This window comes from Paenarthrobacter histidinolovorans (genome assembly GCF_014647595.1).
Taxonomy (GTDB): Bacteria; Actinomycetota; Actinomycetes; order Actinomycetales; family Micrococcaceae; genus Arthrobacter; species Arthrobacter histidinolovorans.
The window spans coordinates 348539-361351 of record NZ_BMPM01000004.1; the positions used below are offsets into that span (position 1 = coordinate 348539).

Sequence of the window (12813 nt, forward strand, 5' to 3'; positions counted from 1 at the left end):
GCCCGATCATGGCAGCCGGACATGATCGCCGACGGCAACTTCGCTAACGTCTGCGATGGCGGCCCACCCATCGGCTTGGCCTGTGACGGTGACGGCAACACGTCTGAAATCGGAACCGGTTTCCACGTCAACGAACGCAGTGCCTGACTCCTGACGGATGGCGATCAGCGGGACGGCCAGGGAAGTCGGTGCTTCGGTCGTCGCAGTGACGGTCACAGTTTGACCGGCCCCAAGTCCCGCAGTCCCGGGAGCGAGCGGCAAGGTGATGTCCTTGCCCGGGATGTCGCTGCTGTCAGGTGCCCCTGGGATGAAAGCACTGATCCCGGATACTTTCGTATCGAGCACTGCCGAACCGGCGTGGACCGTAACAGGGGCTCCCACGGGAAACGACTCGGCTTGGAGAACATCGGCGCGCGCAACGATGGTGTCAGGGGCGATGGTGACGCTGGCGACAACGCCGTCCTCCCCGAGGACGGTTCCCGGTTGAGCGATGGATGCGATCTTGCCAGCATCACCGGGAATCTGAACAAACTCCTGCCAGCGGAACATGACACCTGCTGTGGAGGGGGCCTCGCCCCCGTTGCCGTCGGCCGCTGTTGTGGGCGCTTTCGAACCGGCAGCCCGATACCAGCTGGAGAGCCCCTCTTGTGTTCCGGCGTCGAAAGTTCCCGTGGCGGCCACAGGAAAGCCAAAGGCGTTCAGTGCCTCCTGAAGGCCTTTGATGTCAGGCCCGGACTGTCCCGGGGAAATGTCTCTGTAGAGCGGAACGCCGGAGGGAAGGATGAGAAGGGGGCGGCCGGAGACCACGGCCACGAGCTGCCCCGGGACGAGCTCATCGCCGGCCGATTTGGCGCTCGAGGTGACCACCAGGCGGGCAATCCCGACGCCGGGGGTCGCCTTGATGGCCGACTGCGCCCCGGCTACTACCTTGCCGGACAGGATGACTTGCTTTGCGACCGCGCGCCTTTCCACTGCCGCGGAGACTGGCACCGTCTGTTGGGTGGCCTGGGGTGTTTCGGCCCCCGCCGCTGACGATATGCCGGCCCAGTACGCGGCGCCCAGCCCGGCAAGGACAAGGACCAATACCAACGGGACGAGCCACCACCGCTGAACGCGCCTCATGGCGGAATTGAGCTGGGCTTCAGCCTTTGGCCCGGTGTCAGAGCCTCGCATCAGCCACGCCGTGATCCCTCAAGACTTGTTTGGCCCGTTCGACAGATGCAGCCTTCTGGTCGGCCACTTCATTGAGTTCGGCCTGATGGTCTTTCATTTGCGCGGCCTCGTACTGGGCGAATATGTCATACGGGGTTTGTGCCCCGCCGCTTGAGTCCTTGCACCCGAGGTCCAGTAGAACTGTCCGGATCTCGTCCTCCTTGGAATCTGAGGTTTTGACAGTCCAGGAGTTTTCCGCGGCAAGCTTCAGGCCTTTGGTGGCAATGCAGGATTCCCAGGCCTCACGGTAGCCCAGATACTCGGGATCGCGTTCCGTAAGCGCTGCAGCAGTCTGCACCATGCGGTTCGAGAGGCCCGCGTCACCGGCAAGCCCGGCAAGGAGCTCCGGAAATCCAGCTCGACCAACGGAGCTTGAGCATTTCTCATACATTTGCTCATCGGCAGGACTGACTTCGGTGACCTTCTTCTCGCGGATGCCTTGGATCACGCGCGTCTCGGGGACATTGCCGTTCCGTGCAGCCAAGGGCCGCGACCACTGTCCGTAGCTAAAGTCCTGGAGGGCTCTGCCGTCACCGCCCCAGCCAACCATGATGTGGCCGGACGCACGCACGCAATCCTCGATGAGATAGGCAACTGCCGAGTTCACCAAAACGTTTTCCTTGTCCGTGTACCAGTATTTGTCCATAGGCAGTATTACCTCGCCGGTGGTCTCGTTCAGGGAGGCCTTGACGCCGACAGCGACGCTGCGGTCAACCACGGGAAGAGTTTCAGTCGGTGGCGGCGGTGGCGCGGCCTTGGGACCACTGCACGCAACTGCGATGACCGCGATTATCACCGCGAGGAACAGGGCGCTGGCTGGACGCCGCTTCGGGGTCCGCATTGCTAGCCCCAAACGCTGGAAATCTCATCATCCCAGTTGCGGCCGGAGTACATGGTCTCGGACCGGAGGTCGTTGTTCGCGTTGCCTCCCCGATAGATAAGCCTGTATCCGCCGTAGTTGAGATCGTTGTAGAAGTATACGTAAGGGGAGGCAGGGTCCGCGGCCGGGCCAACCACGATGGAACTCGCCCTGTCATTTGCGGGATCGCCAACATACGAGGTCACCCAGTTGAAGGTGCGCGGGGTTCCCGTAAACCAATAATCGTCGTAGAAGCACACCCTGGCCGTTGAGCATGCCGGTGCGGCTTGGGCTGCGCTCACTCCTGTCAGGACCGAGGCTGACGCTACTGCCAAAACACCCGCCGTGCGAAGTACCGCTTTCATGATTTCCCCAATGCCCGAGTTGGATCGGAACAACGTTGTTCCTCCACGCACGGTAGGTCCCCAAAGCACCACCTAGACTCAAAAAGGGCTCATCTAGGTGGCGCTTTCATCAAATTTGAGTGGTCCGATCGCCAAAATAGGTGGTGGAGCACGCCATCTAGGTGCTCAGCTCCGGCTGACTTTCGTTGGGTCGTGAGCGGGCGATTCCACAAGCGGTAGGGATGTGAGTGGGCGTTCCGTTAACGGAACGACGCCGGCACTTTGGTGAGTGCCGACGTCGTCGGATGCTGGCTGCGATTAAGAACGCTGGAGTCAGCCGCCGATGATCGGTGAACCGATGAAGGGATCCACGGCCAGGGCGATGAAGAGGAGCGTCAGGTAGCTGATGGAGCCGTGGAAAACCTTCATGGCGCCCTTGTTGGAGACGTCGCCGCCCTGTGCACGCTTGTAGAGGGCGTGGCTTTCGTAGAGGAACCATGCCCCGGCCGCTACCGCGATGACGGTGTAGACCCAGCCAGCACGGCCGACGGGGACCATCAGCAACGAGCAGGCAACCATGGCCCAGGCGTACAGGACAACCTGCACCGAAACGACCTTGGCACCGGCGATGGCGCCCAGCATGGGCACGTTGGCGTTGCGGTAATCCTCGCCGTAACGCATGGACAGCGGCCAGTAGTGCGGCGGTGTCCACAGGAAGATCACCATGAAGAGCACGATCGCGGGCCACTCAACGGTGTTGGTGACCGCCGCCCATGCAATGAGTACGGGGAAGCAGCCGGCGGCACCGCCCCACACGATGTTCTGAACAGTGCGGCGCTTGAGGATCATCGTGTAGATGACCACGTAGAACACGATGGCGCCGAGGCCAAGCCATGCGGAGAGCGGGTTGGCGCCAAACCAAAGAATTGCGATGGATGCTGCGCCCAGGACCCATGCGAAGACCAGTGCTTCGCGCGGTGTCACTTCGCCTGTAACCAGGGGCCGCTTCTCTGTGCGGTGCATCAGTTTGTCGATGTCGCGGTCAATGTAGCAGTTGAAGACGCCGGCACTGCCGGCAGCGAAGGCGCCGCCCACAAGGGTGGCCAGGATCAAGCCGATGGACGGGAACCCGCGCTGCGCGAAAATCATGGTGGGCAGCGTGCTGACCAGGAGCAGCTCGATGACACGGGGTTTGGTCAGAGCCAGATACGCCTTTAATTTACGTGAAGTTCCGATGCTTCCCCGGGCCGGGGAAGCGTTGACGGGCGTATCAGTTGTGCTCACGGCGGCAGTCACTCTGTTCTATGCTCTGGGGTTCTCGCAGCGGATGACGTCCCGGCTTTCGAAAGCAAACACGGGCGCATGAACCGCTGGTGGCCTCCAAATATCATACCGTGGCCGGAAGTGGCCCGATGCCCGCAAAATTCGTCAATGTTTCCGAAACTTCACTGCTGCCGGGGGCAATCGTGATTCATATAAGGGAATTTCTGTCCAGTTAGTGGGATTCCCTGAGTTCCGTGACACGTTTGGGGCTAAGCTGTTGAGCAGAACAGCACACGTTGATCTTCCGGGAAACCGTATTCTCGGAAGATCCGTGGGTCTGGATGAGAGATCAACGTTTCAATGGTGAACGGCTGGTAGACACATTGCAGCGGGCGCCATCCTGTGCTTCCTGCGCGCCGTGTCCGTACGCCTGCCGTCAGCACAGAGAGGGGCTCGGTTTTCGTGCCACATTTGGAAGAGCAAGAACTGTCATGGACCGATCTGGACAAGAAGGCTGTTGACACCGTTCGCGTGTTGGCTGCTGATGCCGTGGAGAAGGTCGGAAATGGCCACCCTGGTACGGCAATGAGCTTGGCTCCGGCAGCATACCTGCTGTTCCAGAAGCTGATGCGTCACGATCCGAAGAACCCGGACTGGCTGGGCCGCGACCGCTTCGTGCTGTCTCCCGGTCACACGTCGCTGACCCTTTACATCCAGTTGTTCCTGTCCGGGTACGGCCTGGAGCTGAAGGACCTTGAAGCTCTGCGCACCTGGGGTTCCCTGACGCCGGGCCACCCGGAGTACAAGCACACCGCCGGTGTGGAAATCACCACCGGCCCGCTGGGCCAGGGACTGGCCTCCGCCGTCGGTTTTGCATACTCGCAGCGTCGCCAGCGTGGATTGTTCGACGCCGATGCTCCCGCCGGCGAGTCGCCGTTCGACCACACGATCTGGGTTATCGCTTCCGACGGCGACCTCCAGGAAGGTGTCACCTCCGAGGCGTCCTCGCTGGCCGGCCACCAGGAACTGGGCAACCTCGTTGTGGTCTACGACGAGAACCACATCTCCATCGAAGACGACACCGACATCGCCTTCACCGAAGACGTCCTGAAGCGCTACGAGGCCTACGGCTGGCACACCCAGCGCGTCGACTGGACCAAGACCGGCGAATACGTCGAAGACGTGCAGGAACTCTACTCGGCACTTCTTGCTGCCAAGGCCGAGACAAACAAGCCGTCGATCATCTCGCTGCGCACCATCATTGGCTACCCGGCCCCGAAGAAGCAGAACACGGGCAAGATCCACGGCTCTGCCCTGGGCGCCGAAGAAGTAGCTGCACTGAAGTCCGTGCTCGGTTTCGACCCGGCCAAGTCGTTCGACGTTGATGAAGAAGTCCTGGCCCACGCCCGCAAGGTCCTTGACCGCGGTGCCGAGTCGCGCGCCGCCTGGCAGGCATCGTTTGAGGCATGGCAGTCCGCCAACCCGGATGCCGCTGCCCTGCTGGAGCGCGTCGAAGCGAAGAAGTTGCCGGCCGAGCTTGACGCTGCGCTTCCTGTCTTCGAAGCCGGCAAGGACGTTTCCACCCGTGCGGCATCGGGCAAGGTCCTCAACGCCATCGGGCCGGTCCTTCCTGAGCTCTGGGGCGGTTCGGCTGACCTCGCAGAGTCGAACAACACCACCATCGAAGGCTCGCCGTCGTTCATCCCGACCTCGCGCTCCACGGATGCCTGGAAGGGCAACCCGTACGGACGTGTGCTGCACTTCGGTATCCGTGAGCACGCTGCCGCCTCGATCGTCAACGGCATTTCCCTGCACGGCCGTACCCGCGCGTTCTCCGGCACGTTCCTGATCTTCAGCGACTACCAGCGTCCGGCCATCCGCCTCGGCGCACTGATGGGCGTCCCGTCCCTCTACGTCTGGACGCACGACTCCATCGGCCTGGGCGAAGACGGACCTACCCACCAGCCGGTGGAGCAGCTCGCCTCGCTGCGCGCCATCCCGGGCCTGGACGTCGTCCGCCCGGGCGACGCCAACGAGGTCTCCGCTGCATGGAAGGTCATGCTGGAGAACCACGAGAACCCTGCCGGCATCGTCCTGACCCGCCAGAACATCCCCACCTATGCCCGTGGCGAAGGTGAAGCGAAGGGCGACACCTTCGGTTCCACCGCAGGCGTTGCCAAGGGCGGTTACGTCCTGGCCGAAGCCTCCAAGGACGGCGAAACTGTTGACGCGCAGGTCATCCTGATCGGCACCGGCTCGGAAGTCCAGCTTGCAGTCCAGGCACGCGAAGCCCTCCAGGCAGAAGGCATCGCAGCACGCGTCGTGTCCATGCCTTGTGTTGAATGGTTCAACAAGCAGGACGAGGCTTACCGCGAATCCGTGCTGCCTGCCGCCGTGAAGGCCCGCGTTTCCGTCGAAGCCGGCCTCGCCCTCGGATGGCGCGAATTCGTCGGCGACGCCGGCCGTTCGATCTCCCTGGAGCACTTCGGCGCCTCGGCTGACTACAAGCGGCTCTTCAACGAATTCGGCATTACCGCCGAAGCAGTCGCCGCCGCAGCCAAGGACTCCCTCGCAGACGCCAACGCGTAACAGCCTGATACATCACAACAGGAGAAACCACATGTCTACAACTCCCACGCAGCAGCTTTCCGACGCCGGCGTTTCGATCTGGCTCGACGACCTCTCCCGCACCCGCCTGGAAACAGGAACCCTGCAGAAGCTCATCGACGAAAAGAATGTGGTTGGTGTCACCACCAACCCGTCCATCTTCCACGCCGCCATCACCGCCGGCACGGACTATGACGCAACCATCGCGGCCAAGGCTGAAGCCGGCGCCAGCGTCGAAGAGACCATCTTCGAAATCACCACCACGGACGTCGCCGACGCCTGCGATCTCTTCGCACCGATTGCCGCCGCCACCAACGGTGTGGACGGCCGTGTCTCCATCGAGGTGGACCCCCGCCTTGCCTGGGACACCGAGGGCACCATCGCCGAGGCCAAGCACCTCTACGCCAAGGTCAACAAAGACAACGTCCACATCAAGATCCCGGCAACCCTGGAAGGCCTCGAAGCCATCACGGCAACCTTGGCCGAGGGCATCAGCGTCAACGTCACGCTGATCTTCTCCCTGGAGCGCTACCGCGCCGTCATCAACGCCTTCCAGTCCGGCCTTGAGCAGGCCAAGGAAAACGGCCACGACCTCTCCAAGATCCACTCCGTGGCGTCATTCTTCGTCTCCCGCGTCGACTCTGAAATCGACAAGCGCCTTGACGCCATCGGCACCGATGAAGCCAAGGCATTGAAGGGCAAGGCAGGCGTTGCCAACGCACGCCTCGCCTACCAGGTCTACGAAGAGCTCTTCTCCACCGAACGCTGGGCAGTGCTGGCCGAGGCCGGCGCACTCCCCCAGCGTCCCCTGTGGGCCTCCACAGGCGTGAAGGACCCCGCTTACCCGGACACCCTCTACGTCACCGAACTCGTTGCAGCAGGCGTAGTGAACACGATGCCGGAGAAGACGCTTGACGCTGCTTTCGACCACGGCGTGGTCACCGGCGACACCATCACCGGAACGTACGACGAAGCGAATGAGACCCTCAACGCGCTCGAAGCCCTTGGTGTCTCCTACAACGACGTCGTGACCCTCCTCGAGACCGAAGGCCTTGAGAAGTTCGTGGGCTCCTGGAAGGAACTCCTCGCCGACGTCGAAGGCGCACTCGCCACCGCACGGAAGGCCTCCTAAGCGACCATGAGCACACTCAGTTACGACGCCAGCGGTGCCGCGCAGCAGGCCATCGCCAAGCATATTGACGGTCTGGTCGAGGACAGGATCGCTTCCCGGATTTTCGCCAAGGACCACACGCTGTGGGGTCCCGATGCGGAGTCCGAGGCAGCCATCCGGCTTGGCTGGGTAGAAGCCGCAACGGTTTCCCAGTCTTTGGTTGGGGACATCCTGGAACTTCGTGATGCCCTTCGCGGCGAAGGCGTCTCGCGCATTGTCCTTTGTGGCATGGGTGGGTCCTCGCTGGCTCCCGAGGTCATTGCCGGTACCGCCGGTGTCGAGCTGACTGTGCTGGACAGCACTGACCCTGAACAAGTCAGTGCTGCGCTGGCGGACCGTTTGGCTGAAACTGCCATCGTGGTTTCATCCAAGTCCGGTTCCACTGTGGAGACCGACTCGCAGCGCCGGGTCTTCGAGAAGGCGTTCAACGACGCCGGTATCGACGCAAAGAGCCGCATCATTATTGTCACCGACCCCGGCTCGCCGTTGGACAAGGCTTCCCGTGAGGCCGGTTACCGCGCCGTTTTCAACGCGGACCCCAACGTCGGTGGCCGTTTCTCGGCCCTGACCGCTTTCGGCCTGGTCCCCTGCGGCCTGGCCGGCGTGGACATCCAGGCGTTCCTGGACGAAGCGGAAGAAGCAGCTGAGATCCTGAACGAGGATTCGACCGACAACATCGGTCTTGCCCTTGGCATTGCCCTGGGTGGTACTTCCCCCTTGCGCAACAAGATCGTCATCGCCGAGGACGGCTCGGGCATTGTGGGCTTCGCCGACTGGGCTGAGCAGCTCATTGCTGAGTCCACGGGCAAGCTCGGCACGGGTGTCCTGCCTGTCGTTGCCGGTCCCGACTCCCCCGAGGCCCTCGGTGGCGCCGAGGACGTCCTGGTGGTCCGTCTGGTAGGTGCCGATGCCGACGTCGAACTTCGTGAAAACGAGGTGGCGATCGCCGGTGGGCTGGCGTCCCAGATGTTCGTCTGGGAATTTGCCACCTCCGTGGCTGGACGCCTGCTGGGGATCAACCCGTTCGACCAGCCCGACGTCGAAGCCGCGAAGGTCGCTGCTCGCGGCTTGCTGGACGCCCGCCCGGAACCCACACCTGCGGCCTTTACCGACGGTGCCGTGGAAGTACGCGGCGGCGAATGGCTCGGCTCTGCCGTTTCGGTGGCCGAGGCTGTGCAGGCGCTGCTGGCTCAGCTTGGCGAGGACGGCTACCTCAGCGTCCAGGCCTACCTCGACCGCATCTCGTATGCTCCGCTTGAGGGTATCCGGGATGAACTCGCAGCCGTTTCGGGCCGTCCGGTGACCTTCGGCTGGGGACCGCGGTTCCTGCACTCCACCGGCCAGTTCCACAAGGGCGGACCGGCGATCGGTGTATTCCTGCAGGTCACGGCGGCCTCGTCCACCGATCTGGAGATCCCTGAGCGCCCGTTTACCTTCGGCCAGCTCATCGCTGCCCAGGCATCCGGTGACGCCCAGGTCCTGGAAGGCCACGGCCGCCCCGTGCTGCGCCTGCACCTCACCGAGCGCGCTGCCGGCGTAGCTCAGCTTCAGGAAGTCGTCGCTGCGCTGGCCGGCCAGGCCAGCTCACTCGAAAGCTAAGGCACAAAGACAAACATGCCAGAAACTGAAAACGGCAGGAAGAACGGCGGCCTGCGGAACCCTTTGCGGGATCCGCGGGATCGTCGCCTGAACCGCATTGCCGGGCCGTCGTCGTTGGTGTTCTTCGGAGTCACCGGTGATCTTGCCCGTAAGAAACTCATGCCCGCGGTCTATGACCTTGCCAACCGCGGTTTGTTGCCGCCGAGTTTCGCGTTGGTGGGGTTCGGGCGGCGCGACTGGGATAACGCGGACTTCGCGGCGGAGGTCAAGGAAAACGTCAAGGCCCATGCCCGGACGAAGTTCGACGAAGGGGTTTGGGAGCAGCTTGCTTCCGGTATCCGGTTTGTCCAGGGTGAGTTCGACGACGACGACGCTTTCGAGCGTTTGGGTGATGTCCTCGACGAGCTCGATGAGACCCGTGGCACCCGCGGTAATCACGGGTTCTACTTGTCCATCCCGCCGAAGGCGTTCGAGCAGGTCTGTCGTCAGCTTTCCAAGCATGGTTTGGCGCAGGCCAAGCCTGGGCATTGGCGCCGTGTGGTGATCGAGAAGCCGTTCGGACATGATCTTGAGTCAGCGCGTCAGCTCAACGACATTGTGGAGTCCGTGTTCCCGCCTGATGCCGTGTTCAGGATTGATCACTACCTGGGCAAGGAGACGGTGCAGAACATCCTGGCGCTTCGTTTCGCGAACCAGTTGTTCGAGCCGCTCTGGAACGCGAACTACGTGGACCACGTCCAGATCACCATGGCCGAGGACATCGGCACCGGGGGCCGGGCGGGCTATTACGACGGTGTTGGTGCAGCCCGGGACGTCATCCAGAACCACTTGCTGCAGCTGCTGGCCTTGACGGCGATGGAAGAGCCGATCTCGTTCAATGCTGATGATCTGCGTGCTGAGAAGGAAAAGGTCCTCGCGGCCGTGAAGTTGCCCGATGACCTTTCAACGCATTCGGCCCGCGGCCAGTTCACCGGCGGCTGGCAAGGCGGTGAGAAAGTCCTTGGTTACCTGGACGAGGACGGTATCCCTGCCGATTCGAAGACCGAGACCTACGCGGCGATCCGGGTGGATATCAACACCCGCCGGTGGAACGGGGTTCCGTTCTACCTGCGCGCCGGTAAGCGCCTTGGCCGGCGCGTCACCGAAATCGCGGTGGTCTTCAAGCGTGCCCCGAACCTGTTGTTCCGTGATCATGGTGAGGACGACTTCGGCCAGAACGCAGTAGTCATCCGGGTCCAACCCGACGAGGGTGCCACGATCCGCTTCGGGTCCAAGGTGCCAGGGACGCAGATGGAAGTCCGGGATGTGACCATGGACTTCGGCTACGGGCACTCCTTCACCGAGTCCAGCCCCGAAGCCTACGAACGCCTCATCCTCGATGTGCTCCTGGGCGAGCCGCCGCTCTTCCCCCGGCACCAGGAAGTGGAACTGTCCTGGAAGATCCTGGACCCGTTCGAGGACTACTGGGCCGGTCTTGATGAACAACCGCAACCATATGCACCCGGCAGCTGGGGACCGGCCTCGGCCGATGCCCTGCTGGCCCGCGACGGACGAACCTGGAGAAGGCCATGATCGTAGATCTTCCCGATACCACCACCTCCAAGATCTCCAAGAAGATCATGTCCCTGCGCGAACAAGGCGGCGTCATTGCCTTGGGCCGGGTCCTGACGTTGGTGGTCGTGACCAAGTCCGGGCAGGAAGAAGAAGCCATCGAAGCGGCCAATGAAGCCAGCCGGGAACACCCCTGCCGGATCATTGTCCTCGCCGACGCCGGTGTTGAAGGCCCCGACCGCCTCGACGCGCAGATCCGCGTGGGTGGAGACGCCGGCGCCTCGGAGGTCATCGTCCTGCGCGGCCACGGGCACATGGCCCACGAAAGCGAGTCCCTGGTCGCGGCCCTGCTGCTGCCGGACGCTCCGATCGTCGCCTGGTGGCCGCATGGAGCCCCGGAGAGCGCTTGCGAGACCTCGATCGGCCGGATCGCGCACCGCCGCATCACCGACTCCGCCAACGAACCCGATCCCCGCCGCGCGCTGGAAAACATCCGGGCTACGTACAAGGCAGGCGATACCGACCTCGCATGGACACGCCTGACCAACTGGCGCATGCAGCTCGCGGCCGTCTTCGACCAAGTGGACGGTGACCCTGTCTCCGCCGTAGCCGTGGAGGGCGCCTCGGACTCCCCCAGCACACTGCTTCTGGCCGCATGGCTGAGCCTGGCCCTGCAGGCCCCCGTCACGATCGTGGCAGACCCGGCAGGCACCGGCATCCGCCGGGTTCGACTCACCCGCGCCAGCGGCGACGTCCAGCTCTTCCGCCCCGGCCTGTCCGTGGCTGAGCTGACCCAACCAGGACAGCCGGCGCAACGCATCACCCTCCCCCGGCGAAGCCTCAAAGACTGCCTCGCTGAGGAACTCCGCAGGCTCGACCCGGACGAAGTCTTCGGAGAAGTGATTACGATGGGACTGCCACTTACCAGCCAGAGGAGAGTCCAAACCAGTGCACGCTGAGCCAAGAGTAAGCATCCACCCAGACTCCAAGGTGTTGATGGCCGCGATCGCGGCCCGACTCATCACCAAGCTAGTGGATGTCCAGGACAAGCACGGCGAGGCCACGGTGGTCCTCACCGGCGGCACAGTGGGGATCGGTACGCTGAAGGCCGTTGCCGACTCCGCCGCAGCTCCGGCCGTGGACTGGTCGCGGGTTAATTTCTGGTGGGGAGACGAAAGGTTCGTTGCCGCTGACAGCGACGACAGGAACACCCGTCAGGCCCACCAGGCCCTGTTGTCCCACCTGCAGGTGGACCCGGCCAGGGTCCACGAACCGGGTTCGGCAGATCAGTTCGCGTCGGCGGACGAAGCTGCGGCCGCCTACGAAGACGAACTCAAGGCGGCTGCGGAGGCTGAACACGCCGCGGACATGTCGGATGACAGGCCCGAACAGCCTGGAAAGCTCCCGCGCTTCGATGTCCTGCTCCTTGGCGTAGGCCCGGATGCGCACATCGCCTCCCTCTTTCCGGAGCAGGCGGGTATCCGCGAGAAGAGCCGCACAGTGGTTGGCGTCGAAAACTCGCCCAAGCCCCCGCCGTCGCGTATTTCTTTGACGCTGCCGGCGATCAATACCGCCCAGGAAATCTGGATGGTGGTGGCGGGCGAGGACAAGGCCGGCGCTGTGGGCCTGGCTTTGGCCGGTGCCAATCCGGTGCAGGTCCCTGCAGCAGGCCCGGCAGGACGAGCCAGGACTCTCTGGCTCATCGATGAGAACGCGGCCTCACGTGTCCCCCAGCAGCTGGTCCGAAAGGATCCCGCGGGCGCGTAGCCTTTCCAACGCTCCGGCCAGGACAACTTCAGCGTCCTGGCTGGAGCGTCTTTCTTTAACGTAATCCAGATGGGATTTGAAGAGTTCGTCTTCAGGACGTGGAGCGGCAGGACGTTCAGGATCCCGTGACGCAGGCATTCCGCATTTGGGGCAATCCCAGGTTTTGGGAATCTGCTCGTCGGGAAGCTTAAGAAAAACAAGCCGCGTTTCGTGTCCCTTGGCGCACCAGTAGGGAACCCGAATACGCGGCAGTTGCTCGCCCTGGCCGTGGCCACTGTGATTTCTGGGTTCAGATCCCTGGGCAACACCCACTCTGGTGCCTCGATAACCTGGCGTGCCATGAACCATTTTCGAACCCCTAGCGACTCGGTGGTCGGCCGTCACGGCCCTGGAGGCTTTGCAGCCAACAGGGCCAGTCTAATGCGAGGGGCCCGACGGCG

General features: G+C 63.1%; 11 protein-coding genes. 6 read left to right on the top strand and 5 right to left on the bottom strand.

The features are described from left to right. Positions 1–6: 6 nt before the first annotated feature. The 4 genes from IEY62_RS12330 to IEY62_RS12345 all read right to left on the bottom strand — a co-directional run bounded on the left by IEY62_RS12330 (position 7) and on the right by IEY62_RS12345 (position 3711). Positions 7–1173, bottom strand: a complete 1167-nt coding sequence (locus IEY62_RS12330; RefSeq protein WP_189018123.1) for a peptidoglycan-binding domain-containing protein — start codon at positions 1171–1173, stop codon at positions 7–9. After that, positions 1160–2053 (bottom strand): hypothetical protein, encoded by an 894-nt coding sequence (locus IEY62_RS12335; RefSeq protein ID WP_189018126.1) that lies wholly within the window; start codon positions 2051–2053, stop codon positions 1160–1162. Before IEY62_RS12335 ends, IEY62_RS12330 begins: the two co-directional genes overlap by 14 nt. Positions 2054–2055: 2 nt before the next feature. After that, the gene (locus IEY62_RS12340) at positions 2056–2436 is read right to left on the bottom strand and encodes a peptidase inhibitor family I36 protein (RefSeq protein WP_189018129.1); all 381 of its coding nucleotides are present in this window, start codon (positions 2434–2436) and stop codon (positions 2056–2058) included. 312 nt (positions 2437–2748) lie between these two features. Then, positions 2749–3711: a heme o synthase gene (locus tag IEY62_RS12345; RefSeq protein ID WP_189018132.1), complete on the bottom strand. Its 963-nt coding sequence runs from the start codon at positions 3709–3711 to the stop codon at positions 2749–2751. A 429-nt stretch (positions 3712–4140) separates the two neighbouring features. On the opposite strand from IEY62_RS12345, the gene tkt reads away from it, so the two are divergent. From tkt to pgl, 6 genes are read left to right on the top strand one after another with little or no spacing between them, the layout of a single operon-like run. Then, the gene (gene tkt, locus IEY62_RS12350; protein WP_229785245.1) at positions 4141–6267 is read left to right on the top strand and encodes a transketolase; all 2127 of its coding nucleotides are present in this window, start codon (positions 4141–4143) and stop codon (positions 6265–6267) included. Positions 6268–6298: 31 nt separating this feature from the next. After that, positions 6299–7417, top strand: coding sequence for a transaldolase (gene tal, locus IEY62_RS12355; protein ID WP_189018135.1), 1119 nt, complete (start codon positions 6299–6301; stop codon positions 7415–7417). A 6-nt stretch (positions 7418–7423) separates the two neighbouring features. Continuing rightward, positions 7424–9055 carry a glucose-6-phosphate isomerase gene (locus IEY62_RS12360; protein WP_189018139.1) on the top strand — a complete coding sequence of 544 codons (1632 nt, stop codon included), beginning with the start codon at positions 7424–7426 and terminating at the stop codon, positions 9053–9055. 15 nt (positions 9056–9070) lie between these two features. Then, on the top strand, positions 9071–10627 hold the full coding sequence (gene zwf / locus IEY62_RS12365) for a glucose-6-phosphate dehydrogenase (protein WP_189018142.1): 1557 nt from the start codon (positions 9071–9073) through the stop codon (positions 10625–10627). After that, on the top strand, positions 10624–11565 hold the full coding sequence (locus IEY62_RS12370) for a glucose-6-phosphate dehydrogenase assembly protein OpcA (RefSeq protein ID WP_090821326.1): 942 nt from the start codon (positions 10624–10626) through the stop codon (positions 11563–11565). Before zwf ends, IEY62_RS12370 begins: the two co-directional genes overlap by 4 nt. After that, positions 11555–12373: a 6-phosphogluconolactonase gene (pgl, locus tag IEY62_RS12375; protein WP_189018145.1), complete on the top strand. Its 819-nt coding sequence runs from the start codon at positions 11555–11557 to the stop codon at positions 12371–12373. Before IEY62_RS12370 ends, pgl begins: the two co-directional genes overlap by 11 nt. Here pgl and IEY62_RS12380 read toward each other — a convergent pair. Beyond that, positions 12326–12721: an RNA polymerase-binding protein RbpA gene (locus tag IEY62_RS12380; protein WP_189018332.1), complete on the bottom strand. Its 396-nt coding sequence runs from the start codon at positions 12719–12721 to the stop codon at positions 12326–12328. The two genes, pgl and IEY62_RS12380, sit on opposite strands and share 48 nt — an antisense overlap. Positions 12722–12813: the final 92 nt, after the last annotated feature.

Excerpts from the sequence above, each read along its gene's own strand:
- IEY62_RS12380 (WP_189018332.1), bottom strand. The coding sequence starts at position 12,721 with ATGGTTCATGGCACGCCAGGTTATCGAGGCACCAGAGTGGGTGTTGCC.
- zwf (WP_189018142.1), top strand. The coding sequence starts at position 9,071 with ATGCCAGAAACTGAAAACGGCAGGAAGAACGGCGGCCTGCGGAACCCT.
- IEY62_RS12335 (WP_189018126.1), bottom strand. The coding sequence starts at position 2,053 with ATGCGGACCCCGAAGCGGCGTCCAGCCAGCGCCCTGTTCCTCGCGGTG.
- IEY62_RS12340 (WP_189018129.1), bottom strand. The coding sequence starts at position 2,436 with ATGAAAGCGGTACTTCGCACGGCGGGTGTTTTGGCAGTAGCGTCAGCC.
- IEY62_RS12360 (WP_189018139.1), top strand. The coding sequence starts at position 7,424 with ATGAGCACACTCAGTTACGACGCCAGCGGTGCCGCGCAGCAGGCCATC.
- IEY62_RS12330 (WP_189018123.1), bottom strand. The coding sequence starts at position 1,173 with ATGCGAGGCTCTGACACCGGGCCAAAGGCTGAAGCCCAGCTCAATTCC.
- tal (WP_189018135.1), top strand. The coding sequence starts at position 6,299 with ATGTCTACAACTCCCACGCAGCAGCTTTCCGACGCCGGCGTTTCGATC.
- IEY62_RS12370 (WP_090821326.1), top strand. The coding sequence starts at position 10,624 with ATGATCGTAGATCTTCCCGATACCACCACCTCCAAGATCTCCAAGAAG.